The sequence below is a fragment of the Streptomyces sp. NPDC028910 genome (genome assembly GCF_055564955.1).
Window position 1 is genome coordinate 168,886 of the sequence record NZ_JBVHVF010000001.1, and the last position, 25,871, is coordinate 194,756.

Consider the following 25,871-nt stretch of genomic DNA (forward strand, 5'->3'; position numbering starts at 1 on the left):
CGCTACCTGCCCTTCCACTCCGGCGGCCGCTTTCCGCTGAAGGCCGCGTGGAACTCCGCGTAGTCCTGGCCGTTCATCAGCAACGCCTGTGTGGCGGCGTCCAGCTCCACCGACGCGGCCAGCGGCATGTCGAGCTCGGCGCTGAGCAGCGCCTTGGTCTGCGCGTAGGCGAGGGCGGGACCGGCGGCCAGGTGCGCGGCGAGTTCGGCGGCCCGTACGTGGGCCTTGCCCTCCTCGGTGAGCTCGCTGAGCAGGCCGATCCGCTCGGCCTCGGGGGCGCGTACGGGCTCTCCGAGCATCAGCAGCCGGGTGGCGTGGCCGAGGCCGACGATCCGGGGCAGCAGGTAGGCGGCGCCCATGTCGCCGCCGGAGAGGCCGACGCGGGTGAAGAGGAAGGCGAAGCGGGCGCTGGGGTCGGCGATCCGGAAGTCGGCGGCGAGCGCGAGGACGGCTCCGGCGCCGGCGGCCACCCCGTGCACGGCGGCGATCACCGGGAAGGGGCATTCGCGGATCGCCCGCACCACCTGGCCGGTCATCCGGTTGAAGTCGAGGAGCTGGGCGGTGTCCATGGCGAGGGTGGCGCCGATGATCTCGTCCACGTCCCCGCCGGAGCAGAAGCCGCGCCCCTCGCCGCCCAGCACGAGGGCGCGTACGGAACGCTCACGGGACAGTTCGGCGAGCAGATCGCGCAGGTCGGCGTAGGCGCCGAAGGTGAGCGCGTTCAGCTTCTCGGGGCGGTCGAAGGTGACGGTGGCGACGCCGTCCTGCCGGGTGACCCGGAGGTGGTGCCACCGTTCGGTCGCTGGAGTGGAACCGGTGAAGGGGCTCACAGGACCGACGGTATCACCAGATCGTGACTGCCGTCACAGAAGCGCGACACGTGCGGTCGGGCGGTCCCGCGTCCCCGACGCCGGCGCCGGCCGCCGTGGCCGACGCCCGTCCGGTCGGCGTATGCCTATGCGTCGCCGCGGGCGGGCCTGCCGAGCGTGGCGACGAGTACGGCCTTGATGGTGTGCAGCCGGTTCTCGGCCTCGTCGAAGACGATGGAGTGCTCCGACTCGAACACCTCGTCCGTCACCTCCAGGGATTCGAGCCCGTGCCGCTCGTGGATCTCCCGGGCCACCTTGGTGCCGAGGTCGTGGAAGGCCGGCAGGCAGTGCATGAACCGCACGTCCGGATTCCCGGTGGCCCGCAGCACGTCCATGGTCACGGCGTACGGGGACAGGGCCGCGATCCGCTCGTCCCAGACCTCCTTGGGCTCACCCATGGACACCCAGATGTCGGTCACGACGAAGTCCGCCCCGTCCACTCCCTCGGCGACCTCCTCGGTCAGGGTGATCCGCGCACCGCTCTCCGCCGCGAGCGCGCGGGCCTCGGCCACCACCGGCTCGGCCGGCCAGTAGGCCTTGGGCGCGACGATCCGTACGTCCATCCCGAGCAGGGCGCCGGTGACGAGGTACGAGTTGCCCATGTTGAAGCGGGCGTCCCCGAGATAGGCGAAGGTGATCCGGTTCAGCGGCTTCGCACTGTGCTCGGTCATGGTGAGGACGTCGGCCAGCATCTGGGTGGGGTGCCAGTCGTCGGTCAGACCGTTGAAGACGGGGACGCCGGAGTGGGCGGCGAGCTCCTCGACAGCCTCCTGGCTGTCACCCCGGTACTCGATCCCGTCGAACATCCGGCCGAGCACCCGGGCGGTGTCCTTGATCGACTCCTTGTGGCCCATCTGCGAGCCTGCGGGGTCGAGGTAGGTGGTGTGGGCGCCCTGGTCCGCGGCGGCGACCTCGAAGGCGCAGCGGGTCCGCGTCGAGGTCTTCTCGAAGATCAGCGCGATGTTCCTGCCCTTCAGCAGGTGCTGCTCGACCCCGGCCTTCTTGGCCGCCTTCAAATCGGCTGCGAGCTCGATCAGGCCGCGGAACTCGGCGGCCGTGAAGTCGAGCTCCTTGAGAAAACTGCGGCCTTTGAGGTCGGGGGCCATGGGGTCGCTCCAGCGTCACGGTGACAGGGGATGTTGGAAGTCTATACGATCCACCGTATTGATATACGGGGCCTCCCCCTGGGCCGCCCCGTCTCAGACCGGATCGCGCTCGACCGGGCAGCTCATGCAGCGCGGTCCGCCCCGTCCCCGCCCCAGCTCGCTGCCCGGGATCTCGATCACCTCGATGCCCTGCTTGCGCAGGTGCGTGTTGGTCGTCACGTTCCGCTCGTACGCGACCACCACCCCCGGCTCCACGGCCAGCACGTTGCATCCGTCGTCCCACTGCTCGCGCTCCGCTGAGTGCACGTCCTGCGTCGCGGTCAGGACCCGGATCGAGTCCAGACCGAGCGCCGCCGCGACGGCGCGGTGCATGTGCTCCGCCGGGTGGTCGGTCACCTTCAGCTCCTGCGGTCCGTCGCCGGGCTCGATCGTGTAGGAGGGCAGCATCCCGAGCCCCGCGTACTGAGTGAACGTATCTCCGTCGACCATGGTCATCACCGTGTCCAAATGCATGAAGGCGCGCCGCTTCGGCATGTCGAGCGCCACGATGGAGTTCGCCGAACCCGCGGCGAACAGGCCCCGCGCCAGCATCTCCACCGCCTGCGGCGTGGTCCGCTCGCTCATCCCGATCAGCACGGCGCCGTTGCCGATGACGAGCACGTCCCCGCCCTCGATGGTGGAGGGGTAGTCCACCTGTCCCTGCGACCAGTAGTGGAAGGCGCCGGAGCTGGTGAAGAGCGGGTGGTGCTTGTAGATCGCCTCGAAGTGGACGGTCTCGCGCTGCCGGGCCGGCCAGCGCATCGCGTTGATCGACACCCCGTCGTAGATCCAGGCGGAGGTGTCCCGGGTGAAGAGGTGGTTGGGCAGCGGCCCCAGCAGGAAGCCGTCCAGCTCCAGGGCGTGGAAGCGCACGGACACGGGCTCGGCGTGCCGCTCCAGGAACTCCCGCTTGGTCATCCCGCCGACCAGCGCCTCCGCCAGCTCGGCCGAGGTCATCCCGTCGAAGGCCGACCGCAGGTGATCGGTGGCGAGCGGCCCGTACTCCTTCTCGTCGAACACCCGGTCCAGTACGAGGTGTCGCGCCTCCGGGATGTCGAGGGCCTCGCGCAGCAGGTCCCCGAAGAGGTGGACGTCCACGCCCCGGTCCCGCAGCACGTCCGCGAAGCCGTCGTGCTCCTGGCGGGCCCGGCGCACCCACAACACGTCGTCGAAGAGGAGCGCGTCCTTGTTGCTCGGCGTGAGCCGCTTCAGCTCCAGGTCGGGCCGGTGGAGGATGACGCGGCGAAGCCGCCCGGTCTCGGAGTCGACATGGAATCCCATGCCATACACGTTCCCAGACCGGGCGGCTCTTTGAGGTGGCCTCCGCTCAGCGCGGAGTACCGAGGCCGAGAAGCGCCGTCGGGGCCCCGACGAGCTCCGGGGCGGTCAGGCCCAGCCTGGGCCTGGTCAGGTTCGGCAGTCCGAAGTTGGAACCGTCCGGCATCGTCAGCGGCAGGCCGACGATCGCACCCGGGGTCCGGGCGCGCATGGTGGTGGCCGGGGCGTCCACGGTGCCCTCGCCGTCCGTCTCCGGCATGCCCAGCAGGTTCGGCACCGGCGAGGTGACGAGCGTCTTGCCGAGCGTGGTGCCGATCGGGACCACCGGGAGCAGTGGGGTCGGGAGCATGTCCCCCTTGTGGAAGCGGGGCGCCTCGGGCGCTCCCACGAGCGGCACCGGCACCCCGGTGGCCACGCGCGGCGCGTCCAGGCCCAGCGTGGTCTCGAGGGCGTCCAGCGGGACACCGACCGGCACCGAGTCGGCCACGGCCGGGGTGGCCGCGCCGACCGCCGCCATACAGGTCATGAGCGCCGCAATGCTTCCGCGCGCGGTCATCTTCATAGGTGACGTTCCGTCCTTCCAGGGTCGCGGACATTCCGCTGCCCTGGATGAACGATCCCGCCCGTGGGTTTCCCGGAGTTCTCCGCGAAAGTTCCCCCATACGACCTAATGAACGGGGGAACCGCGTGCGCGACTTGACGACGGCACGACCGGCCCCGGCTCAGAGCCGGGGGTCGACCGGCTCCGACTCCAGCGCGAGCACCGCGAAGACGGCCTCGTGGACCCGCCACAGCGGCTCCTCGGCCGCCAGCCGGTCCAGCGCCTCCAGCCCGAGCGCGTACTCGCGCAGGGCGAGCGAGCGCTTGTGGCCGAGGTGCCGCTCGCGCAGCCGCTCCAGGTGGTCCGGACGGGTGTACTCCGGACCGTAGATGATCCTCAGGTACTCGCGCCCGCGCACCTTGACCCCGGGCTGGACCAGCCGGCCCCTGCCGTCCCGGGCGTACGCCTGGAGCGGCTTGACGACCATGCCCTCGCCGCCGGCGGCCGTCAGCTCCAGCCACCAGTCGGTGCCCGCCCGTACGGAGTCCTCGTCGGCGGTGTCCACCAGGATCCGGCCGGTGCGGCGCAGCAGCCCGGTGCCGGCCGCCCCGTCGGCGGCGACGAGGCGGTCCAGCCAGAACAGCTGCTCGTCGTGGGGTACGGCGGCCAGCGACCGGCCGGCCGCCGCCAGCAGCTGGAAGGGCGCGAACCGTACGCCGTCCAGCCCGTCGGTGGTCCAGCAGTAGCGGCGGTAGGCGTCGGTGAAGGCGGCCGCGTCGGCGGCCCGGCCGCGCTGGCGCTCCAGCAGCTCGCCGGTGTCGATGCCCCGTGCGGCGGCGGCCTCCAGGGCGGCGATCGCGCCCGGGAAGACGGCGCCGGAGGCCGCGCCCACGGCGGCGTACTGGTTGCGCAGCAGGCCGGTGGACTTCAGGGACCAGGGCAGCAGTTCCCCGTCGACCAGCAGCCAGTCCGTGCCCAGCTCCTCCCAGAGGCCGGCGTCGGTGACGGCAGAGCGGAGCCGCGTGAGTACCTCCTCGGTGACCTCCGGATCCTTGAAGAAGGGCCGCCCGGTGCGGGTGTAGACGGAGCCGGTGGGCCCCTCCACCCCGAACCGCTCGTGGGCCGCGCCGGCGTCCTTGCAGACCAGGACGGTGGCGCGGGAGCCCATGTGCTTCTCCTCGCACACGACTTGGGCGATGCCGTCCTTGCGGTACTGCGCGAAGGCCTCGACGGGGTGCTCCAGGTAGCCTTCCTCGCGCGAGGTCGCGGTGGGCGCCATGGTCGGCGGGAGGTACGGGACCAGCCGCGGGTCCACCGCGAAGCGGCTCATGACCTCCAGGGCCGCCGCGGCGTTCTCCTCGCGCACGGTGACGTTGCCCAGGTGCCGGGTCTCCACGATCCGGCGCCCGTGCACGTCGGCCAGGTCCAGCGGGCGACCGTCGTGACCCCCCGGGGCGTCGGCGACGAGCGGCTTGACCGGCTCGTACCAGACCTTCTCGGCCGGTACGTCGACCAGTTCGCGCTCCGGCCAGCGCAGGGCGGTCATCCTCCCGCCGAAGACGGCGCCGGTGTCGAGGCAGATGGTGTTGTTGATCCAGGCCGTGTTCGGGACCGGGGTGTGGCCGTAGACCACGGCGGCCTTGCCGCGGTAGTCCTCGGCCCACGGGTAGCGCACGGGCAGGCCGAACTCGTCCGTCTCGCCGGTGGTGTCCCCGTAGAGGGCGTGCGAGCGGACCCGGCCGGAGGTGCGGCCGTGGTACTTCTCGGGCAGGCCGGCGTGGCAGACCACCAGCTTGCCGCCGTCCAGGACGTAGTGGCTGACGAGGCCGCGGATGAACTCCCGTACCTCCTCGACGAACTCCTCCGGCTCCCGCTCCAGCTGCTCGATGGTCTCGGCGAGGCCGTGGGTGCGCTGGACCTTCGAACCCTTCAGGTAACGGCCGAGCTTGTTCTCGTGGTTGCCGGGTACGCACAGGGCGTTGCCGGACTTCACCATGCCCATGACGCGGCGCAGGACGCCCGGACTGTCGGGACCGCGGTCGACGAGGTCGCCCACGAAGACGGCGGTGCGCCCGTCGGGGTGGACGCCGTCCTCGTACCCGAGCTTGCCGAGCAGCGTCTCCAGCTCGGAGGAACAGCCGTGGATGTCGCCGACGATGTCGAAGGGGCCGGTGAGGTGGGTGAGGTCGTTGAACCGCTTCTCCAGGACCACCTCAGCGGTCTCCGCCTCCTCGACGGAGCGCAGCACGTGCACCTTGCGGAAGCCTTCGCGCTCCAGGCCCCGCAGCGAGCGCCGCAGGTCGCGGCGGTGTCGCTGGATGACGGCGCGGGGCAGCCCGGCCCGGTCGGGGCGGGCCGCGTTGCGCTCGGCGCAGACCTCTTCGGGCATGTCCAGGACGATGGCGATGGGCAGTACGTCGTGCTCGCGCGCGAGCTGGACCAGCTGACGGCGGGCGTCGGCCTGGACGCTGGTGGCGTCGACGACGGTGAGGCGGCCGGCGGCGAGCCGCTTGCCCGCGATGAAGTGCAGGACGTCGAAGGCGTCCCTGCTGGCGCTCTGATCGTTCTCGTCGTCCGAGACCAGGCCCCGGCAGTAGTCGGAGGAGATGACCTCGGTGGGCTTGAAGTGCTTGCGGGCGAAGGTGGACTTGCCCGATCCGGTGGCCCCGATCAGGACGACGAGGGACAGATCGGTGACGGGGAGTACACGCGGACGGTGGGTCTCGGTCTCGGTGCCGGTCATGCTGCCTCACCCTCCTTCAGGGTATCGGTGTCGGGGGTGATGTCGGCCTGGGTGAAGACGGCCATCTGGGTCGGCGGCCCGACCTCGGGGTCGTCGTCCCCGACGGGGACGTACTCGACCGCGTAGCCGTAGCGTTGCGCCACCTGGCCGGCCCAGGCGCGGAACTCCTCGCGGGTCCACTCGAAGCGGTGGTCGCCGTGGCGGACGTGCCCGGCGGGCAGGGTCTCCCAGCGGACGTTGTACTCGACGTTCGGGGTGGTGACGAGGACCGTACGGGGGCGGGCCGAGCCGAACACCGCGTACTCCAGCGCGGGCAGCCGCTCCAGGTCCAGGTGCTCGACGACCTCGCTGAGCACGGCCGCGTCGTAGCCGGCCAGCCGCTTGTCGGTATAGGCGAGCGAGCCCTGCAGGAGCGTGACGCGCGAGCTCTGCCGCTCCCCCAGCCGCTCCAGGCGCAGCCGCCGGGCCGCGATGCCGAGGGCCCGCACGGACACGTCCATGCCGACGATCTCGGTGAAGGACACGTCCTTGAGCAGGGCCTGCACCAGCTGGCCCTGTCCACAGCCGAGGTCGAGGACGCGGGCGGCGCCCGCGCCCCGCAGCGCGGCGAGGATCGCGTCGCGCCGCTGCACCGCGAGCGGTACGGGCCGCTCCTCCGTGTCACGGCTCTCGTCCACGGCGTTGTCGAGCTCCTCCACCTCGCTGCCGTCGGCCTCGGCGAGGCGGACCAGCTCCAGGCGCTCGATGGCGTCCTGGGTCAGCCTCTTGTGGCGGGCCAGGTAGCGGGAGCTGATCAGCCCGTTCTCGGGGTGGGCGGCGAGCCAGCCGTCTCCGGCGCGGAGCAGCTTGTCGACCTCGTCGGGGGCGATCCAGTAGTGCTTGGCGTCATCGAGGACGGGCAGCAGGACGTACAGCTGGCGCAGGGCGTCGGCGAGCCTGAGCTCGCCCTCCAGGACGAGCCGCACGTAGCGGGAGTCCCCCCACTCGGGGAACTGCTCGTCGAGCGGTACGGCCTCGGCCTGTACGAGGTCCCATCCGAGCGGGTCGAACAGCCGGTGCACCAGCTCCGCCCCGCCGCGCGCGGGCAGCACCGGGATCTCGACGCGCAGCGGCCGGGCCCGCTCCGCCAGCTCCGGGCGCAGGGCGCACTGCCCCTTGAGGGCGGTGCGGAACACCCCGCTGAGCGCGACGGCGAGCAGCGAGGACGCGGCGTACGGGCGGTCGTTGACGTACTGCGCGAGCGCGGCGTCGGGCGCTGCGCCCCGGCCCTTGCCCTGACCGCGCCGCATGAGCGCGACGGGATCCACCTCCAGCAGCAGCGCCGCCGTGCACCGCTGGGCCGTGGCCTCGGGGTAGAACACGTGGGCGGTGCCGTAGGAGGTGGAGAACGCCTGCGTCTTCCCGGGATGCTTGTGCAGCGGGTAGCCCAGGTCGGTCGCGGGTCGTTCGAGGGAGCCGGTGGTGGAGATCGTCAGGAACACACGGCCGATTGTTGCTGCTCACCTGCCGTGCCTGCGCCCTATTTTCCGGCGGCCGGATCCCGGGACAGGCGCGCGGCGAGGTCCGCGATGCGGTGCGGGCCGATGCGGCAGCAGCCGCCGATGAGGCGGGCGCCGGTGCGCTGCCAGGCGGTGGTGGGCCAGGGGGCGGGGGTTTCGGGGGCGTTCCAGGTGCGGGTGGCGGCGTCCCAGACGGAGCCGTCGTTGGGGTAGGCGAGGAGCGGCTTGCGGGTGGTGGCGGCCGCCGCTTCGAGGGCGGGCAGGACGTCTGCCGGATCGCAGCAGTTGACGCCGAGGGCGATGATCTCCGGGGCCTGCGCGGCGAGGGCGAAGGCCTCGGGGAGGGGCCCGCCGGAGCGGGTGCGGCCGCCGCCGACGGTGTAGCTCAGCCAGGCCCGGGCGCCCGTTTCCGCGAGGACGGTGAGCAGGGCCTCGGCCTCGTCCGGGTCGGGGAGGGTCTCGACGGCCAGGACGTCGGGGCCGGCGTCGAGCAGTGCCTCGATGCGGGGGCGGTGGAAGGCGGCGAGCTCGCGCACGCTCAGGCCGTACCGGCCGCGGTACTCGGAGCCGTCCGCGAGCACGGCTCCGTACGGGCCCACCGAGGCGGCCACCCACACCTCGTGGCCGGCGGCCTCGGCCGCCCGGGCGGCGAGCTCCACGCTGCGGTGGAGCAGGGCGGCGGCCCGGGGGTGGCCGGGGCCGATCTGGTAGCTCGCGGTGATCAGCACCTCGGCGCCGGCCCGCGCGTACGCCGTGTGGGCGGCCTCCACCTGGTCGGGCCGTTCGGCGAGCACCCGGCCCGTCCACAGGGCGCTGGAGAGGTCGCAGCCCTGGGCGGCGAGCTGGTTGCTCAGCCCGCCGTCCAGGAGGACGACCCTGCGGGCCAGGGCTTCGGCGAGCGGGCCGGACGCGCGCGGCATCGGTCTCGGACCTAACCGAGCTGGGAGAGCACCTGGGCGGAGATCAGCTCCAGGTGGTCCAGGTCGTCGAGGTCGAGCAACTGGAGGTAGACGCGGGAGGAGCCGGTCGCTTCGTAGGCGCCGATCTTCTCCACGACCTCGGCCGGGGAGCCGGCCAGGCCGTTGGCCTTGAGCTCGTCCACCTCCCGGCCGATGGCGGCGGCCCGTCGGGCCACCTCGGCGTCGTCCTTGCCCACGCACACCACGAGGGCGTTGGAGTAGATCAGGTCGTCGGGCTTGCGCCCGGCCTCCTCGGCCGCCTCGCGGACCCGGCCGAACTGCCGCTCGCTGTCAGCGATCGACGCGAACGGCATGTTGAACTCGTCCGCGTACCGTGCGGCGAGCCGCGGGGTGCGCTTGGCTCCGTGGCCGCCGATGAGGACGGGGACCTTGGCCTGGGCGGGCTTGGGCAGCGCGGGCGAGTTCTCCACCCGGTAGTGATTGCCGGCGTAGTCGAAGGTGGCGCCGGCCTCGGTGGCCCACAGGCCGGTGACCACGGCCAGCTGCTCCTCCAGCCGGGACATCCGGTCCGCCGGGAAGGGGATCCCGTACGCCTTGTGCTCCTCCTCGAACCAGCCTGCTCCCAGGCCCAGTTCGACACGGCCGCCGGACATCTGGTCGACCTGGGCCACCTGGATCGCGAGGACGCCGGGCAGCCGGAAGGTGCCGGCGGTCATCAGGGTGCCGAGGCGGATCCGCTTGGTCTCGCGGGCCAGGCCCGCGAGGGTGATCCAGGCGTCGGTGGGTCCGGGCAGGCCGTCGGCCGATCCCATCCGGAGGTAGTGGTCGGAGCGGAAGAACGCGTCGAAGCCCAGGTCCTCGGTGGCCTTGGCGACGCTCAGGAGGGTGTCGTAGCTCGCACCCTGCTGCGGCTCGGTGAAAATGCGGAGATCCATGCCTCCCATCCTGCCCTTCCCGCCCCGGCAGGGTGAATCTTCGTCAACCGGACGTGTCCGCCGTCGGGCCGCCAGTGACCAGCCCCGACGGGGATCGTTGGCTCGGACGGAGCCGGACCGCCCGGCCCGCGCGCCGGCGGCCTTTGCCGGTGCGTCCACCGCCCCCTTCCGCCTTGGAAGGGCCAGGGCCGAGGAGGCCGCCATGTCCCACGAGGCCGTGCCGGAAACCCCCCAACAGACCGGACCGACCGGACAGGCAGCACACGACCACGCACTCCAGGAGTCCGCGGTACCCGCACAGGGTGGCGGCGCGCCGAAGGGCCTGCTCCAGCAGATGGAAGAGCTGATGGCGGCGCTGAACGCCGACCTGTCGCAGCTCGACGCCGACCTCCAGTCCTCCACGGACCGCACCTCCGGCACGCCCGGCACGCCCGGGACACCCGGCGTCCCCGGCACGCCCGGCATCCCGGACAGCGAGCGCCCGTCCTACCGGTCCCTCTGACCGTGCGGGTCCCGTCGCGCGCGACGGGACCCCCGTCCGCGCCGGCCCGGCAACGTGGCCGGCACCTCAGGCCACGCCCGAGGCGGACCCCCGCTCACGGACCGCCATGCGGCGCAGGATCGCCCGTACCCGGTCGCTCGACTCGTCAGCGGCGTCGATCGACTCTATGCACTGCCAGTACAGGGCCTCCTCGTCCGTCCCGCAGGCCACCCCGACCAGGGCTATTCCCACCTCGCCCAGCAGCGCCTGGAGTCCGAGCAGCACCTGCCGCAGATCCGACACCTCGCTCAACTGCGCCGCCCGCGCCGGATACTCGGGCGCGCTGCCCTCGCCGCGCAGGGCCGCCCGGTCGATCACCCCGCACCCTCTGCCTCCCGCTTCTCCCAGTCCCCGTGCCTCCGATCTCAGCTCCGGCGGCCCATTGACCGCCAGATAGCCTCCGATCCCCTGTGTGAGCGCCTGGGCCTGCCAGGCCTCGCCCACGATGTCCCACGCAGCCCCGCTCTGTGCCAGCGCGTGCCGGCCGGCCGCGATGAGCCGTACCGCATCCATATGCCGTCCCCCGTCCGCACGACATTCCGCCATCCTCACCACTACCCAGAGTGAGGGCAACAGGCCATTAAAGCCAGGGGTATTCGGAAAATGTGGACAGAAACGTGATTGTGGATGAGTCCATCACTCCGAAGAGTGACGATTCGGTGTCGAACTGCCCGTCACCGGGAAGCGGAGCTCGTTCCTCTCGATCTTCGCGGCGAGCGCATCCAGCACATCCACCCCGAGGACCTCACAGAACTGCAGCAGATACGCGAGTACGTCGGCCACCTCATCGGCCACGCGGTGGGCGGATTCCGGCTTCTCCATGACCTTCGCCGACTGTTCCGGTGTCAGCCACTGGAAGATCTCGACCAGTTCGGCCGCCTCCACGCTCAGCGCCACCGCCAGGTTCTTGGGCGTGTGGTACGGCTCCCAGCCGCGCGCCGCCGCGAACTCCGCCAGCCGGCGCTGCAGTCGGTCCAGCCGTTCGTCGGGCCGCTGCTCGGGCGGCTCCTGCGTCTCGTTCATGCCGTCAGGTCTACCACCGCGACGCCCGGGAGGCCGCGGGCGGCGGCCGCGGTCTCCTCCCCCACCGCCGCCACCAGCCGCACGTGGCCGCGGCCGCAGGAGAGCAGGGCCAGGCGCAGCAGCTCGGCGCTCTGCCGCCGGTCCAGGTCGCGGTCGAAGCCGTCGGCCAGCACCGTCAGCGCCTGTCGCGCGGAGAGCAGTTCGGCCGCCGGGTCCATGGCCAGTACCCCGGGCCCGGTCAGCAGGACCAGCGCCAGCGCGAGGAAGCGGAGTTCGCCCGCGCCGAGCCGGGCCAGTTCCGTGGCGGGCCGGGCGGGGCCGCGGTCCAGTACCGCCGTGACGGGGCCGCCGGCGGGAGCCCGTACGGCCAGCCCCGCGACGGCCCCCGCGCAGCCGGTACGGGCCGCCTGCGCCAGCAGCGCGTGGCGGGTGCCGCACTCGTCGCGGGTCCGGCGCAGTACGTCGGCCAGGTTGGCGCAGTCGCCCAGCAGCCGGCCCTCCCCCGGCGGGACGGGCGCGCGCATCCGGTCCGGGCGGGGGTCGCAGGGGAACACCGAGCGCAGGGCCACCACCACCTGCTCGGCGGCGGCCAGGACCTGCCGCTGGCCGGCCGTGGATCCGGCGACGCGGAGCGGGAGCAGCGCCGTCCCGAGCCGGTCGTCGGGCAGCGGCGCCCTGGTGACGCCGACGGCTCCGCCGGTCAGCCAGGCGGCCTGCACCGAGCGACGGCCGGGATCGCGCAGGGCGGTGGCCAGCAGGATCTGCCCGTCCTGGGAGAGCCGTTCGCCGACGATCCGCAGCGTGGGTTCGGCCTGGACGGCCAGGTCGAGCCGGACGGGACCGGTGGGGCCGTCGACCGTGCAGCCGAGGCGGAATCCGCGTCGCCGCTGCGCGTCGGGAACGGCCCGGTCGGGGATGCGGGCGCCCGGGTCCGGGAAGGCCTCCTCCAGCGTGGCGCCGGAACCCAGCCCGGCCAGGGCCTCGTAGGCGGCCAGGGCCTGTGACTTGCCGCTGCCGCTCGGCCCGGCGAAGAGGGTGACGGGCCCGAGCGGGAAGGCGGCCGACCGGTGCGCGGCGAAGGCGGAGAGCCGCAACTCGGTGACCACGGGCCGCCGGTGCGGCTGCGGCTGCGCGGGCTCGGCAGGACGCCCGGACCCGCCCGGCCCGGCCTGCGCGGGCACGGCCGGCGCCGGAGCGGCCGCCGCGGGTGCGGCCGGCGGAGCGGCCGGTGAAGTGGCGGGCCGGGTCGGGCCCCCGGTCACCGCCGCGGCATCGACCGACACAGGTGCGGCGCAGGCCACAAGCGCCTCACCGGCCGGCGCCGGAGCGGCCAGCGTAATGGCGGCCGGCGTAGTGGCGGCCGGCGTAGTGGCGGCCGGCGTAGTGGCGGCCGGCGGAGCGGTCGGCCGGGGCGGGACCACGGTCACCGCCGCGGCATCGGCCCGCACGGGCGCGGCGGAGGCCACAAGGGGCTCGCGGGCCGGGCCGGCCGGGGCGGGGGCGGTGCGGGTTTCGGCTAACGCGACGGCGGCGGTGGCGGCGGTGCGCCCCACCGGCGCGTCCAGGGTGGCGTCCATGCGCGGGACGGTACGGGCCGCCGGACCCCCCGTGGACCCGGCGAACCGTTCCCTCGCGGGACCTTCCTACGATCGGGGGACGGCCGCTGCCGCGATCCCCTCGACCTCGGTCCCCACCGGCGCCAGCAGGAAGACGTTCCGGTCCACCCGGTGCATCCCGCTGCCGAGTCCGAAGACCACGCCGCTACTGAAGTCGAGGATCCGCTTGGCCACTTCACTGTCCGCGCCCGTGAGGTCGAGCAGCACCGGGATCTGCGCGATCAGGTACTCCGCCACCTCCCGCGCGTCCGCGAAGATCTGAACCCTGATCACCACGAAGCGCCGCTGCTCCGCCGCCGACGCCCCGGGCGTCGTGGGGATCGTGCGGTGGTCCACCCGGGAGGGCCATTCGTTGCGGCTGCGCAGGGGGACCACCTGCGCGAGCCCCTCCCACTGTTCGTCGGTGACGTCGTACCTGCTCACCGGGCCGCCTCGGCCGCGCGCTTCATGTGCATCCCCCTATCCTCTCCCGTTTCACCCGTTCAGCCCAACAGCGACACGAACCACGCCGGGTACTCCCGGCGGGCGAGATAGGTTAGGTTAGGCATACCTAAGTTTCCGGACGATGGAGAGATCCGCATGCGCATGTTCGGTGCCCCCGCCACCCCGGCCGCCCGGCCCGCCGACGCCGAGCGAGTCCGGTCGATCCTGACCGCCGCCCACTCGATGACCGTGGTCACCGACGGGCTGCGCACGGAGGTCCGCCACCTCGACGGCACCGACCCGATGGGCCGCCTGCACCTGCACCCCGCCGAGCCCGGTGGCGAAGCCGAGTACCGGCCCTCGATCCGGCTGGAGTTCACCGACGTCGCCCCCACCCCCGTACGGGACCGGGTGCGCGCCCGCGTCACCGTGCTGGGCCGCCTGCTCACCCCCTACTCCGACGCGGCCACCGGCTACGACACCGGCTCCGGCACCGGCTCGACCTGCATGGAATTCGACCGGGCCGTCCTCGAAACCCCGGACGGCCGATCGTACGTCGGCCTCGAAGAGCTGGACGCGGCCTGCCCCGACCCGCTCGCCCCCTACGAGGCGGGCATGCTCACCCACCTCCTCGACGACCACCACGACCTCGTCACCCTGCTGTTGCGCCTGGTCGAGCCGCTGCCCACCGCCGCGGTCGTCCGCGCGCTGCCGCTCGCCATGGACCGGTACGGGATCACCCTGCGGCTGGAGGAGCGGCGCGGCCACCACGACGTACGGCTGCCCTTCCCCTCGCCCCTCGACGACGTCGAGCAGTCGGGTGCGCAGATCCAGGCGCTCTTCAGCGCGGCCCGCCGGCGCTCGCACCGCAACACCCTGCCCGCCTGAGCGGTCGGAATACCGGCCCGTGGGCCCTTGTTGGGCACGATCATGAAGGCCATCACGTACAACGCATACGGAACTCCCGAAACCCTCACGCTCGTTGACGTACCGCAGCCCAAGGTCGGGCCCGGCGAGGTGCTCGTCCGCGTCAGGGCGGCCGGCGTCAACCCGGTGGACTGGAAGCTCGCCGCCGGATACCTCGACCCGATCCTCGAAGTCCGCCACCCGGTCATACCGGGCTGGGACGTCGCCGGAGTCGTCGAGGCGGTCGGCCCGGACACCTTCAACTACGAGATCGGGGACGAGGTCTACGGCTACGTCCGCAAGGAGTGGGTGGAGCTCGGCACCTACGCCGAGCTGGTGAGCGCACCGGTGCGCACCCTCGCCCGCAAGCCCCGCGAGCTGACCTTCGAGCAGGCCGCGGGCATCCCGCTGGCCGGCCTCACCGCCTACCAGTCGCTCACCCGCGTGGGCCTCAAGGCGGGCGAGACCGTCCTCATCCACTCCGCGGCCGGCGGCACCGGCTCCTTCGGCGTACAGATCGCGGTGGCGCTCGGCCTGCGGGTCATCGGCACGGCGGGCGCCCACAACCACGACTACCTGCGCTCCCTCGGCGCCGAGCCGGTGCTGTACGGGGAGGGGCTCGCGGAGCGGGTCCGCGAGCTGGCCCCCGAAGGCGTCGACGCGGGGCTGGACTTCTACGGGGAGGGCGCCGTCGAGATCCTCCAGTCGCTGGTCAAGGAGCGCGGCCGGGTCGTCTCCATCGCCGACTACGAGGCGGCCGCCAAGGGCGCCCACCAGCTCTGGGTGCGCCCGGACACCGCCGGCCTGACCTTCCTCGCGGAGCTGGCCGACGCGGGCAAGCTCACCGCCCACGTGGCCCACGCGCTGCCCCTGGCCGAGGCGGCCAGGGCCTGGGAGCTGAGCGCCTCGGGCCGCACGCGCGGCAAGATCGTCCTGACGGTCTGAGCACGGCCGGGCGGCTCCTCCGGAGCGATCCGCGCCGGAGCGATCCGCGCCGGGGTGGGGACGGGGGTGGGGTGGGGACGGGGGTGGGGTGGGGACGGGCCCGTGCGGCGGTCCTTCTGTGGGATGTCTTCAATCCGCGGTCATGGCGGGGCCGGGCCGGCGGGCATCCCGCGCGAGGGAGATTCCGGGGAGATCCGGGGCAGGCCCGGAGGATGTCCGGGGCGCCGCCATGGAGCGCGGGCTCGTCCGCGACGGTCCCGGACGGATCGTGGTATCGCGCGCGGGTCCCCCCGTACTGCCGGTAGCGGCGGCAAACGGTGCTGCTCAGCCCGGGGTTCCAAGATCCTTGCCGTATGCCATGAGAGGGCGAGATCACACCGGACGGTCTAGTGCGCCTTAAGCGCCCGCCCCTAGCATTCGAGCCATGACGGTCCTGCCTGACGACGGGCTCTCCCTGGCCGCCGAGTTCCCTGACGCGACGCATGAGCAGTGGCAGCGCCTTGTAGAAGGCGTACTGCGCAAGTCCGGCAAGGAAGCTTCCGGCGAGGCCGCAGAAGACGCGTTGTCCACCCCACTCGAGGACGGGCTCACCACGCGCCCGCTCTACACCGCGCCGCCCGACGGGGCGGCTCCCGACACCGGTTTCCCCGGCTTCGCCCCCTTCGTCCGCGGAGGCAGGCCGGAAGGCACCTCCGCGAACGGCTGGGACGTGCGCCAGCGCCTCGCGGGCACCGATCCACAGCGCGTGAACGAAGCGGCCCTCGCCGACCTGGAGAACGGGGTCACCTCCCTGTGGCTCACCGTCGGCCAGGGCGGCCTCCCCGTCGAAGGCCTGGCCCGGGCACTGGACGGGGTCTACCTGGACCTCGCCCCGATCGTCCTGGACGCCGGAGCCCAATACGCCGAAGCCGCCCGCGCGTTGCTGCGCCTGTTCACCGAGAGCGCGGTGGCCCCCGAGGCCGCGCGGGCCTCGCTGGGCGCCGACCCCCTGGGCCACGAGGCCCGGACCGGTGAGGCACTGGACCAGGCCGGCGCCGTGGAGCTGGCCCGCGAGGCCGCCGCCGGCTGGCCGGGAGTGCGCGCCCTGACCGTGGACGCCCTGCCCTACCACGAGGCCGGCGGCAGCGCCGCCGAGGAGCTGGGCCTGTCCCTGGCCACCGGTGTCGCCTACCTGCGCGCCCTCACCGAGGGCGGCTTGAGCACCGAAGCCGCGCTCGGGCAGCTGGAGTTCCGCTACGCCGCCACCGCGGACCAGTTCCTCACCATCGCCAAGCTGCGCGCCGCGCGCCGGCTGTGGGCCCGTATCGCCGAGGCCTCGGGGGCCCCGGAGGCGGGTGCCCAGCTGCAGCACGCGGTGACCTCGCCGGTGATGATGACCCGCCGCGATCCCTGGGTGAACATGCTGCGCACCACCGTGGCCTGCATGGCGGCGGGCGTGGGCGGCGCCGATTCGGTGACCGTGCTCCCCTTCGATCACGAGCTGGGCCTCCCAGACGCCTTCGCGCGCCGGATCGCCCGCAACACCTCCACCATCCTGCTGGAGGAGTCGCACCTGGCCCGGGTGATCGACCCGGCTGGCGGCTCGTACTACGTCGAGCGGCTCACCGACGAACTCGCCCACGCCGCCTGGGGGTTCTTCCAGACCCTGGAGAAGGCCGGCGGCCAGGCCGCCGCCCTGCGCTCCGGGCTGGTCGCCGAGCGCCTCGCCGCCACGTGGGCCGAGCGCTCCGAGAAGCTGGCCAGGCGCCGCGAACCGATCACCGGCGTCAGCGAGTTCCCGCTGCTGGCGGAGAAGCCGGTCGTACGCGAGCCCGCGCCGGCCGGACCCACCGGTGGACTGCCCCGCGTCCGGCGCGACGAGGCGTACGAGGCCCTGCGCGCCCGCAGTGACGCGCATCTGGCGGCGACCGGGGCCCGGCCGAGGATCTTCCTCGCCGCGCTGGGCCCGGCGGCCGCGCACACCGCGCGGGCCACCTTCGCCTCGAACCTGTTCCAGGCGGGCGGCATCGAACCCGTCCACGACCCCGTCTGCGTGGACCCGGCGACGGCCGCCGGGGCCTACGCGGCGAGCGGCGCTGACGGCGTCGCCGTGCTCTGCTCCAGCGACGCGCTGTACGAGGAGCAGGCCGCGGCGGTGGCCGAGGCCCTGCGCGCGGCGGGCGCCACGACCGTCTTCCTCGCCGGCAGGCCGGGCACCGCAGAGGCTTCCGTGGACGAGTACGTCTTCGCCGGCTGTGACGCCGTCGCCGTGCTGTCCTCCGTACTCGACCGGATGGGAGTGCCCGCATGAGCATCCCCGATTTCTCCGAGCTGGCGCTCGGCCCCACCGCCGCCGGAGTCACCGAGGACCAGTGGCGCTCCTCGGTGAAGGAGTCCACCGGCACCGCGGCCGCCGACCTGCTGTGGGAGACCCCCGAGGGCATCGGCGTCAAGCCGCTCTACACCGGGAGGGACCTGGAGGGCCTGGACTTCCTCCGGACCTACCCGGGGGTGGCGCCGTACCTGCGCGGCCCGTACCCGACGATGTACGTGAACCAGCCCTGGACGATCCGGCAGTACGCCGGCTTCTCCACGGCCGAGGAGTCGAACGCCTTCTACCGGCGCAACCTGGCGTCCGGCCAGAAGGGCCTGTCGGTGGCCTTCGACCTGCCGACGCACCGCGGCTACGACAGCGACCACCCGCGCGTGACCGGCGACGTCGGCATGGCGGGCGTGGCGATCGACTCGATCTACGACATGCGGCAGCTGTTCGACGGGATCCCGCTGGACAAGATGTCGGTGTCGATGACGATGAACGGCGCGGTGCTGCCCGTCCTCGCGCTCTACATCGTGGCGGCGGAGGAGCAGGGCGTCTCCCCCGACAAGCTCGCCGGGACCATCCAGAACGACATCCTCAAGGAGTTCATGGTCCGCAACACCTACATCTATCCGCCCAAGCCCTCGATGCGGATCATCTCCGACATCTTCGCCTTCACCTCGCAGAAGATGCCGCGGTACAACTCGATCTCCATCTCCGGCTACCACATCCAGGAAGCGGGGGCCACGGCCGACCTGGAGCTGGCGTACACCCTCGCGGACGGCGTGGAGTACCTGCGCGCCGGGCAGGCGGTCGGGCTGGACGTGGACGCGTTCGCGCCGCGCCTGTCGTTCTTCTGGGCGATCGGCATGAACTTCTTCATGGAGGTCGCGAAGCTGCGCGCCGCCCGTCTGCTGTGGGCGCGCCTGGTCAAGCAGTTCGACCCGAAGAACGCCAAGTCGCTGTCGCTGCGCACGCATTCGCAGACCTCGGGCTGGTCGCTGACCGCGCAGGACGTCTTCAACAACGTGACGCGCACCTGCGTCGAGGCGATGGCGGCGACCCAGGGCCACACCCAGTCGCTGCACACCAACGCCCTCGACGAGGCGCTCGCGCTGCCGACGGACTTCTCGGCGCGCATCGCCCGCAACACCCAGCTGCTGCTCCAGCAGGAGTCGGGGACCTGCCGGTCGATCGACCCGTGGGGCGGCAGCGCGTACGTCGAGAAGCTGACGTACGACCTGGCGCGGCGCGCCTGGCAGCACATCGAGGAGGTCGAGGCGGCCGGCGGCATGGCCCAGGCCATCGACGCGGGCATCCCGAAGCTGCGCGTGGAGGAGGCCGCGGCGCGGACGCAGGCGCGGATCGACTCCGGCCGGCAGCCGGTGATCGGCGTGAACAAGTACCGGGTGGAGACCGACGAGCAGATCGACGTCCTCAAGGTCGACAACTCCTCGGTGCGCAGCCAGCAGATCGCCAAGCTGCGGCGGCTGCGCGAGGAGCGCGACGAGTCGCTCACGCAGGACACCCTGCGGGCGCTGACGAACGCCGCCGAGCGCGGCGACGGCAACCTGCTGGCCCTGGCGGTGGACGCGGCGCGCGCCAAGGCCACGGTGGGTGAGATCTCGGACGCACTGGAAAAGGTGTACGGGCGGCACGCGAGCCAGATCCGTACGATCTCGGGTGTGTACCGCACCGAAGCAGGCGAGTCCCCGTCCGTGGAGCGCACCCGCGCCCTGGTCGACCGGTTCGAGGAGGCGGAGGGCCGCCGTCCGCGCATCCTGGTCGCCAAGATGGGCCAGGACGGGCACGACCGCGGCCAGAAGGTGATCGCGACCGCCTTCGCCGACCTGGGCTTCGACGTGGACGTCGGCCCGCTGTTCCAGACCCCGGCGGAGGTGGCCCGTCAGGCCGTCGAGGCGGACGTCCACGTGGTGGGCGTCTCGTCACTGGCGGCCGGCCATCTGACCCTCGTACCGGCGCTGCGGGAGCAGTTGGCGCAGGAGGGCCGCGAGGACATCATGATCGTGGTGGGCGGGGTGATCCCGCCGGCCGATGTCCCGACGCTGCTGGAGATGGGTGCGACGGCGGTGTTCCCGCCCGGCACGGTCATCCCGGACGCCGCCCACGACCTGGTGACGCGGCTGGCCGCGGATCTGGGCCACGAGCTGTAGGCGGCGGTCGGTGCCGAAGATCGACATCGAGGCCTACGCGAAGGGGGTGCTCGACGGGAAGCGCGCGTTCATTGCGCGCGCGATCACCCTGGTCGAGTCCACCCTGCCCGCTCATCGGGCGTTGGCGCAGGGGTTGTTGACGGAGCTGCTGCCGCACTCGGGCCGGGCCCGGCGGATCGGCATCAGCGGTGTGCCGGGGGTGGGCAAGTCCACCTTCATCGACGCGTTCGGCACGATGCTGACGGGTCTGGGGCACCGGGTGGCGGTGCTCGCGGTGGACCCCTCGTCCACGCGCACGGGCGGCTCCATCCTGGGCGACAAGACGCGGATGGAACGCCTGTCGGTGGACCCGGCGGCGTTCGTCCGCCCGTCCCCGTCCGCGGGGACGCTGGGCGGGGTCGCGAAGGCCACCCGCGAGTCGATGATCGTGATGGAGGCGGCGGGCTACGACGTGGTCCTCGTCGAGACGGTCGGCGTGGGCCAGTCGGAGACGACGGTGGCGGGGATGGTCGACTCCTTCCTCCTGCTCTCCCTGGCCCGTACGGGGGACCAGTTGCAGGGCATCAAGAAGGGCGTCCTGGAGCTGGCCGACGTCCTGGCGGTGAACAAGGCGGACGGCCCGCACGAGCGCGACGCGAAGGCCGCCGCCCGGGAACTGTCGGGCGCGCTGCGGCTGATGCACCCGGTGGACGCGGCCTGGACGCCGCCGGTCCTGACGTGCAGTGCGCGGGAGTCGGCCGGGCTGGACGAGGTGTGGAACCGCCTCGAACAGCACCGCACCCTGCTGGACGCGGGGGGCCGGCTGGCGGCGAAGCGGGCGGCGCAGCAGGTGGAGTGGACCTGGTCGATGGTCCGCGACGAGCTGCTGGAACGGCTGCGCGCGGACCCGGCGGTACGGGAGCTCGCGCCGGAGCTGGAGTCCGCGGTGCGGGCGGGCTCGCTGACGCCCACCTCGGCGGCGGACCGGATCCTGGCGGCCTTCGGGAGCTGACGACCCGGACGGCGCCCCTGGCGCCGTCCGGTCACTCGTAGCTCAGTCGTACGGACGGCGGCAGCAGTTCGGCGCGGCGGATGCGGTCGCGGCCCGTCTGGATGAGGATGTCGCGCAGTTCGGGCAGTTCGGCCAGCGGCGCGATGTCGATGTCGCCCTCTGCCGTGAAGTCCCCGAGGAATCGACACTCCTTCAGCTGGGGAAAAGCTGCGGCCAGTCGCCGGATCGCCGCCTGCAGGACCCTCTCCCCGCCGCCGCCGACGAGGGTCAGACTGTGGAGGCCCGGCAGTGTCACGCCCGCCGGGAGGGTCTCGAACGACGAGGCGGACACATTGAGGTGGACCAGGGAGTCCAGTTCGCCGATCTGACGCCAGTCGGCGTCCGAGACCGGACTGGACGGGGCGTTGAGCACCAGCGTCCTGAGCCCGGAGAGGGCTCCGAGCCCATCAAGGCCGTTCGCGGGACTCACCCTGCCGGTCACCACCAGCATCTCCAGTGGGGCGCCTGTGGGCAGGACCTGTGCGGACCAGCTCGCCCCCGCAGGACCGCGGAGGGTGAAGGATTCCAATTGCCCGAGCTGTGCGACCGTCCGCAGGTCGAGGGCCGGTCCCGCGCCCATGATGCTCAGTCGGCGAATCGGCAGGCCGCCGATCGCGGAAAGGTCCGTCAGGTCCGGGCAGTCCGTGATGTCGAGGGACTCCAGGGCGGACTGGCCCCTCAGGAAGCCCAGATCGGTCACCGAGGTGTGCGAGAGCACGACCTCCCTGGGGCTGCACCGGCCGACGTAGCCCGCCAGGGCTTCCATGCTCACACCGCTCCTGACGTCCAGGCTCGCCGGCCGGAGCCCCAGACGCTCCAGGTGATGCAGCTGATCGTCGTGCCGGACGGTGTAGAGGAGGCCGGCAGGGTCCAGCTCCGCGATCACCTCGTCGGCGTAGTCGGCGCTTTCGAAGCGGGACCAGGCCCAGAGAAGCTGGGAACGGACCACGAGCGAGGGGTGCTTGGCGAACTGTGCGAGGAAGGAGACGGCAGCGTCCGACTTGACGTGTGAGGCCGCGATCACCACGTAGTGCGCGTCAAAGTCGTCAAGCATCCCTGGGCCTGGGAGAAGGTCCAGGATCAGCGAACCGACGTCCGCGAGGGCGCGTGCCTCGTCCTCGTTCTTCGGCGGAATGAGGGTGGCGGTGCGCCCTTCCACCGCCGCGCGCACGTCGGGGTCGAGGGTGGTGGAGTGTTCGAGGCAGGCGGCGGCGAGCAGGTAGATGCGGGCCTGGGTGCGCTCGTCGGAGGAACCGTCTCCCAGGGCGAGCAGGTCGCGGATGATCGTCACGCGTTCACGCGGCCGGGCGAGCGCGACCGCCATCCGGATGACGTCCTCCCACTGGTCGTCGTCGGCGTGGCTGGTGAGCAGGCCGAAGTCGCCCTCCTCCACCGCGGCCCGCGCGCCGAGGAAGTCCTGGAAGGTGCGGTGGATGAAGTCCACCGTGCCGGGCGCCGGTTCCCGCAGGATGCCGCTGCGCTGCAGGAAGTGCCCGAAGACCGCGGGTGCTTCGCCGAGAGCGGCTGCTTCCGGGACCATGGGCAGAGCGCGCGCGATGATGTCCTCCGCCCGCGGACGGTCCATCTCCGTACGGCCGTTCTTGATCAGCCAGTACGCGAGCCGCTGGAGCAGATCGAGCTGCGGCTCCTCCCGGAGGTCCGGGACGTCCATGTCACGGTCGCGGTCGCGGCGGCTCAGCAGCATCGAGAGGGCGGCCTCGTAGAGGTCCTTGCGGCCGTGCGGGAGGTAGCCGCGCCGGTCCCGGTGGAGAGCGCAGATCAGCCCGCACATCAGCGGGTTGGTCGCGAGGCGGCCGATGTCGGGCTTGCTGCGGACGGCCGCCAGGAGCTGGGCTTCGTACTTCTGGAGGTCCGCGTCGTCGTCCGTGCCGGTGTGGGCCGCCGTGTGCCACCGCTTGATGAACGTGGCGATGTCGGCGGGTCCCATGGGAGACAGCGTCAGCTCGGTGAAGTCCTCTTCGGCGAGCCAGTCCGCTGCCACCGCGGAGGGGCGCGACGTGACGAGCCAGCGGTTGTGACCACCGTACGTGTCCATCAGATCCCGCAGCCAGCCGCGGGCCCGCTCCCGTTCACGGTCGGGAATCTCGTCGATGCCGTCGATGAGGACCAGCCCTCGCCCGGCCATGAGGACGCGGTGCGCCCAGCCGTCGGGCTGGGCTGCCCCGAGCGGACAGCCCGCGGCGGTCAGGAAATCCTGGGGCGCGGGCAACCGTTCGCCGTGGCGCGTCAGCGTGCGCAGGGGCAGGACGAAGGGGATGCGGTCGTAGAGGTAGTCCATCTGCGGGGTGAGGTCCTGGCGGGCAGCGGTGACGGCCAGCCACTGCACCAATGTGGTCTTGCCTGAGCCGGCTTCGCCCCGGAGGAGGACCTTGAGGTCGTCGGCCAGAGCCTGATCGGCGGGCCGCGGGCCCATCGCCTGGCGCATCGCCTCCAGGAACGTGTCGTCGAAGGCCTGCTGGATCCGAGGGTCGGTGGCCGCGGCGAAGAGGCGGGCTTCCTCCTCGGCCTGCCCGCCCCCGGACCCCATACCCTCCGGCTCCTCCATGACGCGGGCCAGGTCGCCGCGTCGCGACCGCGCGGTCGCTTCGAGGCTCAGGTACGCCGCGTCCAGCGACCACTTGGTCGGCGAGTTGTGCAGGTCGATCCCGTAGATCGTCAGCTTGCCGTGCTTCTTGGCCACGTACGGCAGGTACAGCTGCTCGAACGCGGCGTCCTCGGCGCCGGGCAGCGGGTCGCGGCGGATCAGCTCGTCGACCTTGGCCGTCAGCTCGGCGATCCCGCGCGTCTGTTGCACCAGCGCGTGGGCGACGAACGTGGAGCGCTGGGTGAGGAAGTGCAGGATGTGCAGGCACGCGGCCTCGAGGAGCCGCTCGTAGAAGTACGTGGCGTCGGTGCTCAGGTGCCGCTCGGGCCGGCCGCTGACGCGGCGCAGCTCCCGGGCGAAGTCCGCGGAGCCCAGCCGGACGGCGTCCAGATCGGTCATCGTGACGTCGCCGAGGGCGTGTAGCGTCGCCGCCAGGGCGTCGGTGACCGCCTGCCGTTCGTCCGCGGGGATCGGGCGCTCGCCCGTACGGAGCGCCTGCTGCACCAACTTCGCGGCCAGGGTCCGCAGATCCGATTCCGTGAGCGAGCGCTTCTCGCCCTTGAAGGACACGTAGCCCGAGATCCGGACCGGCTTGTCGACGAGGCCGGCCCCGGCGCCTTCGGTGACGAACAGCCGCCTGACGAGGGGCCCGATGGCCGCCGAGGCCAGCCGGATGCCGATGGTCCCGGGCTCCATGCGTCCCCCCGTGGCGCGGTGATCGTTTCCTCGCGATCCTACGGCGCCCCGGTCCCGCTCCGCTCGGGAACGCTACGCCTCGACGAGGACCGAGCCCGTCGGGGTCAGCGACTCACGCAGGACGCGGGCCTGCTCCACCGTGTTGTCGGTGGCCAGCAGGGCGGAGAGCACCGCGATGCGGGCCTGACCGGCGCGCAGTGTGCCCGTCGGGACGGCGCCCGCCGCGATCAGGTCCACCGCGCCGCCGTGCGTGTAGATCTCGGTGACCGGTCCGGCCATGACCCGCGTGGTCAGCGCGACCAGCACCCCGCGCCCGACGGCGGCCTTGACCGCGTCCACGATCTCCGGGGTGGCGTTGCCCGCGCCGGTCCCGACGAGGACGATGCCGCGCGCGCCGGCCTCGACGGCGGCGTTCAGCAGGACCGGGTCGCCGTCGGTGTGGTGCAGCACCACGTCGACGCGCGGCGGGAGTTCCGGCATCGCCGGCAGCGGGAGCGGTGCCGGGCGCTGCGGCGCGCGCAGGATGGTGACCTTGCCGAAGCCGATCTTCCCGAACAGTTCCTTCGAGGGGTCCGCGAACGCGTCCAGCTCCACGGCCTGGGTCTTCACGGTGCCGCGCGCGGCGTGCACCCGCCCCGCGAAGGCGATCAGCACGCCGAGCCCGCGCGTGTTCGCGGCGGTGAGCAGCGCGTCGTAGAGGTTTCCGGGTCCGTCCCCGTCGGCGGTGCCCATGGGCCGCTGCGAACCGGTGAAGACCACGGAGCGCGGGTCGTGGTGGTGGAGGTCGACGAGGAACGCCGACTCCTCCAGGGTGTCGGTGCCGTGCGTGACGACGATGCCGTCCACCCCGGGGTCGGCCAGCACCTCGTGGACGGTACGCAGCAGGGTGAGCTGGTGGGCGGTGGTGAGCCGCGGGCTGTTCACGCTGAACAGGTCCACCAGCTCGACGCTGATGCCCTCGGGCAGCGGCGCGGTGGCGATGACCTCGTTCCCGTCGGCGTCCGCCGCGAAGCCGGAGCCCTGCCAGCGGCTGGCTATCGTTCCGCCGGTGCTGATGACGACGATCCGTCCCATTGGCCGTGGCCGCCCTTCACTCGTACATATGTGCTCAAAGCAGCAATGATAGAGCGATCTACCCGCAATACGATTGCGTTTTCCACCCGGGCGGCCAGGAGCGAGTGGTGGATAATCGCGCCATGGACGCCATTGACCGGGATATCTTGCGCGAGCTTCAGGCGGACGGCCGTCTCAGCAACCAGGAGCTCGCCCAGCGGGTGGGTCTGACCCCGTCCCCCTGCATGCGCCGGGTGCGCCAGCTCGAACAGGACGGGGTGATCCAGGGCTACCGCGCCGTGATCTCGCCCGAGGCGGTCGACCGCGGCTTCGAGGTGCTCGTATCGGTCGAGGTGCGCCGCGACCGCGAGGCGGTCGAGGCCTTCGAGGCGGCGCTTCAGGACATCCCCGACGTCATCGAGGCCTACCGCCTCTTCGGCAGCCCCGGCTGCCTGCTGCGGATCGCCGTCGCGGACCTGCGCGCGTACGAGCGCCTGTGGATCGAGAAGCTGACGGCCCTCTCCGGCATCACCGAGGTCAACTCGCAGATCATCATGAAGCGCATCAAGGAACCGACCGGCCTGCCCGTCGACCTCCGCTGACGCCCACGAACCCGCGGGCCCTGACGAAGGG

General features: G+C 72.4%; 21 protein-coding genes. 7 read left to right on the forward strand and 14 right to left on the reverse strand.

What is annotated here, in order from left to right; all coding sequences use genetic code 11:
- Positions 1-2 precede the first annotated feature (2 nt).
- The 8 genes from ACZ4TV_RS00745 to ACZ4TV_RS00780 form a co-directional block, all read right to left on the reverse strand.
- Complete coding sequence (locus tag ACZ4TV_RS00745) at positions 3-830, reverse strand: enoyl-CoA hydratase family protein (RefSeq protein ID WP_468129232.1); 828 nt, start codon at positions 828-830, stop codon at positions 3-5.
- Positions 831-955: 125 nt separating this feature from the next.
- The gene (gene argF / locus ACZ4TV_RS00750; RefSeq protein WP_468129234.1) at positions 956-1,975 is read right to left on the reverse strand and encodes an ornithine carbamoyltransferase; all 1,020 of its coding nucleotides are present in this window, start codon (positions 1,973-1,975) and stop codon (positions 956-958) included.
- A 93-nt stretch (positions 1,976-2,068) separates the two neighbouring features.
- A complete protein-coding gene (locus tag ACZ4TV_RS00755) occupies positions 2,069-3,295 on the reverse strand; it encodes an arginine deiminase (protein WP_468129236.1) in 1,227 nt (408 codons plus the stop codon).
- A gap of 46 nt (positions 3,296-3,341) precedes the next feature.
- Positions 3,342-3,848 carry a hypothetical protein gene (locus ACZ4TV_RS00760; protein ID WP_468129238.1) on the reverse strand — a complete coding sequence of 169 codons (507 nt, stop codon included), beginning with the start codon at positions 3,846-3,848 and terminating at the stop codon, positions 3,342-3,344.
- Positions 3,849-4,014: 166 nt separating this feature from the next.
- Complete coding sequence (locus ACZ4TV_RS00765) at positions 4,015-6,576, reverse strand: polynucleotide kinase-phosphatase (RefSeq protein WP_468129240.1); 2,562 nt, start codon at positions 6,574-6,576, stop codon at positions 4,015-4,017.
- Entirely contained in the window at positions 6,573-8,057 is a 1,485-nt protein-coding gene (locus tag ACZ4TV_RS00770; protein WP_468129242.1) for a 3' terminal RNA ribose 2'-O-methyltransferase Hen1, read from the reverse strand. The genes ACZ4TV_RS00765 and ACZ4TV_RS00770 overlap by 4 nt, the downstream gene beginning before the upstream one ends.
- 38 nt (positions 8,058-8,095) lie before the next feature.
- Positions 8,096-8,995 carry a homocysteine S-methyltransferase gene (gene mmuM / locus ACZ4TV_RS00775; protein WP_468129244.1) on the reverse strand — a complete coding sequence of 300 codons (900 nt, stop codon included), beginning with the start codon at positions 8,993-8,995 and terminating at the stop codon, positions 8,096-8,098.
- 11 nt (positions 8,996-9,006) lie between these two features.
- Positions 9,007-9,930: an LLM class F420-dependent oxidoreductase gene (locus tag ACZ4TV_RS00780; protein ID WP_468129246.1), complete on the reverse strand. Its 924-nt coding sequence runs from the start codon at positions 9,928-9,930 to the stop codon at positions 9,007-9,009.
- A gap of 322 nt (positions 9,931-10,252) precedes the next feature.
- On the opposite strand from ACZ4TV_RS00780, the gene ACZ4TV_RS00785 reads away from it, so the two are divergent.
- Positions 10,253-10,432 (forward strand): hypothetical protein, encoded by a 180-nt coding sequence (locus ACZ4TV_RS00785; RefSeq protein WP_468129887.1) that lies wholly within the window; start codon positions 10,253-10,255, stop codon positions 10,430-10,432.
- A gap of 66 nt (positions 10,433-10,498) precedes the next feature.
- On the opposite strand, the gene ACZ4TV_RS00790 is transcribed toward ACZ4TV_RS00785, so the two are convergent.
- The 4 genes from ACZ4TV_RS00790 to ACZ4TV_RS00805 form a co-directional block, all read right to left on the reverse strand.
- Complete coding sequence (locus ACZ4TV_RS00790) at positions 10,499-10,984, reverse strand: DUF6099 family protein (RefSeq protein ID WP_468129248.1); 486 nt, start codon at positions 10,982-10,984, stop codon at positions 10,499-10,501.
- 123 nt (positions 10,985-11,107) lie between these two features.
- Positions 11,108-11,494, reverse strand: a complete 387-nt coding sequence (locus ACZ4TV_RS00795) for a nucleotide pyrophosphohydrolase (protein WP_468129250.1) — start codon at positions 11,492-11,494, stop codon at positions 11,108-11,110.
- On the reverse strand, positions 11,491-12,756 hold the full coding sequence (locus ACZ4TV_RS00800) for an AAA family ATPase (protein WP_468129890.1): 1,266 nt from the start codon (positions 12,754-12,756) through the stop codon (positions 11,491-11,493). Before ACZ4TV_RS00800 ends, ACZ4TV_RS00795 begins: the two co-directional genes overlap by 4 nt.
- A gap of 381 nt (positions 12,757-13,137) precedes the next feature.
- Positions 13,138-13,533 carry a cell division protein SepF gene (locus ACZ4TV_RS00805; RefSeq protein ID WP_214941072.1) on the reverse strand — a complete coding sequence of 132 codons (396 nt, stop codon included), beginning with the start codon at positions 13,531-13,533 and terminating at the stop codon, positions 13,138-13,140.
- A gap of 156 nt (positions 13,534-13,689) precedes the next feature.
- On the opposite strand from ACZ4TV_RS00805, the gene ACZ4TV_RS00810 reads away from it, so the two are divergent.
- The 5 genes from ACZ4TV_RS00810 (at position 13,690) to meaB (ending at position 20,845) form a co-directional block, all read left to right on the forward strand.
- Entirely contained in the window at positions 13,690-14,421 is a 732-nt protein-coding gene (locus ACZ4TV_RS00810; protein WP_468129253.1) for a DUF2470 domain-containing protein, read from the forward strand.
- 42 nt (positions 14,422-14,463) lie between these two features.
- Positions 14,464-15,384: an NADP-dependent oxidoreductase gene (locus tag ACZ4TV_RS00815; protein ID WP_468129255.1), complete on the forward strand. Its 921-nt coding sequence runs from the start codon at positions 14,464-14,466 to the stop codon at positions 15,382-15,384.
- Positions 15,385-15,808: 424 nt separating this feature from the next.
- Positions 15,809-17,674, forward strand: coding sequence for a methylmalonyl-CoA mutase family protein (locus tag ACZ4TV_RS00820; RefSeq protein ID WP_468129257.1), 1,866 nt, complete (start codon positions 15,809-15,811; stop codon positions 17,672-17,674).
- Positions 17,671-19,854, forward strand: a complete 2,184-nt coding sequence (gene scpA / locus ACZ4TV_RS00825) for a methylmalonyl-CoA mutase (protein WP_468129259.1) — start codon at positions 17,671-17,673, stop codon at positions 19,852-19,854. The genes ACZ4TV_RS00820 and scpA overlap by 4 nt, the downstream gene beginning before the upstream one ends.
- Before the next feature lie 10 nt (positions 19,855-19,864).
- Entirely contained in the window at positions 19,865-20,845 is a 981-nt protein-coding gene (gene meaB / locus ACZ4TV_RS00830; protein WP_468129261.1) for a methylmalonyl Co-A mutase-associated GTPase MeaB, read from the forward strand.
- Positions 20,846-20,876: 31 nt separating this feature from the next.
- Here meaB and ACZ4TV_RS00835 read toward each other — a convergent pair whose 3' ends face one another.
- Together ACZ4TV_RS00835 and ACZ4TV_RS00840 are read right to left on the reverse strand one after the other, a co-directional pair.
- Positions 20,877-24,185, reverse strand: coding sequence for an NACHT domain-containing protein (locus ACZ4TV_RS00835; protein WP_468129263.1), 3,309 nt, complete (start codon positions 24,183-24,185; stop codon positions 20,877-20,879).
- Positions 24,186-24,257: 72 nt separating this feature from the next.
- A complete protein-coding gene (locus ACZ4TV_RS00840; protein WP_468129265.1) occupies positions 24,258-25,259 on the reverse strand; it encodes an asparaginase in 1,002 nt (333 codons plus the stop codon).
- 122 nt (positions 25,260-25,381) lie between these two features.
- Between ACZ4TV_RS00840 and ACZ4TV_RS00845 the strand changes: the two genes are divergently transcribed.
- A complete protein-coding gene (locus ACZ4TV_RS00845) occupies positions 25,382-25,840 on the forward strand; it encodes an Lrp/AsnC family transcriptional regulator (RefSeq protein ID WP_468129267.1) in 459 nt (152 codons plus the stop codon).
- The last annotated feature ends 31 nt before the right edge of the window (positions 25,841-25,871 follow it).

Coding starts and splice junctions, on each gene's coding strand:
- argF (WP_468129234.1), bottom strand. CDS start 1,975: ATGGCCCCCGACCTCAAAGGCCGCAGTTTTCTCAAGGAGCTCGACTTC.
- ACZ4TV_RS00810 (WP_468129253.1), top strand. CDS start 13,690: ATGCGCATGTTCGGTGCCCCCGCCACCCCGGCCGCCCGGCCCGCCGAC.
- mmuM (WP_468129244.1), bottom strand. CDS start 8,995: ATGCCGCGCGCGTCCGGCCCGCTCGCCGAAGCCCTGGCCCGCAGGGTC.
- scpA (WP_468129259.1), top strand. CDS start 17,671: ATGAGCATCCCCGATTTCTCCGAGCTGGCGCTCGGCCCCACCGCCGCC.
- ACZ4TV_RS00755 (WP_468129236.1), bottom strand. CDS start 3,295: ATGGGATTCCATGTCGACTCCGAGACCGGGCGGCTTCGCCGCGTCATC.
- ACZ4TV_RS00820 (WP_468129257.1), top strand. CDS start 15,809: ATGACGGTCCTGCCTGACGACGGGCTCTCCCTGGCCGCCGAGTTCCCT.
- ACZ4TV_RS00790 (WP_468129248.1), bottom strand. CDS start 10,984: ATGGATGCGGTACGGCTCATCGCGGCCGGCCGGCACGCGCTGGCACAG.
- ACZ4TV_RS00845 (WP_468129267.1), top strand. CDS start 25,382: ATGGACGCCATTGACCGGGATATCTTGCGCGAGCTTCAGGCGGACGGC.
- ACZ4TV_RS00795 (WP_468129250.1), bottom strand. CDS start 11,494: ATGAACGAGACGCAGGAGCCGCCCGAGCAGCGGCCCGACGAACGGCTG.
- ACZ4TV_RS00780 (WP_468129246.1), bottom strand. CDS start 9,930: ATGGATCTCCGCATTTTCACCGAGCCGCAGCAGGGTGCGAGCTACGAC.
- ACZ4TV_RS00815 (WP_468129255.1), top strand. CDS start 14,464: ATGAAGGCCATCACGTACAACGCATACGGAACTCCCGAAACCCTCACG.
- ACZ4TV_RS00760 (WP_468129238.1), bottom strand. CDS start 3,848: ATGACCGCGCGCGGAAGCATTGCGGCGCTCATGACCTGTATGGCGGCG.
- ACZ4TV_RS00765 (WP_468129240.1), bottom strand. CDS start 6,576: ATGACCGGCACCGAGACCGAGACCCACCGTCCGCGTGTACTCCCCGTC.
- ACZ4TV_RS00840 (WP_468129265.1), bottom strand. CDS start 25,259: ATGGGACGGATCGTCGTCATCAGCACCGGCGGAACGATAGCCAGCCGC.
- ACZ4TV_RS00835 (WP_468129263.1), bottom strand. CDS start 24,185: ATGGAGCCCGGGACCATCGGCATCCGGCTGGCCTCGGCGGCCATCGGG.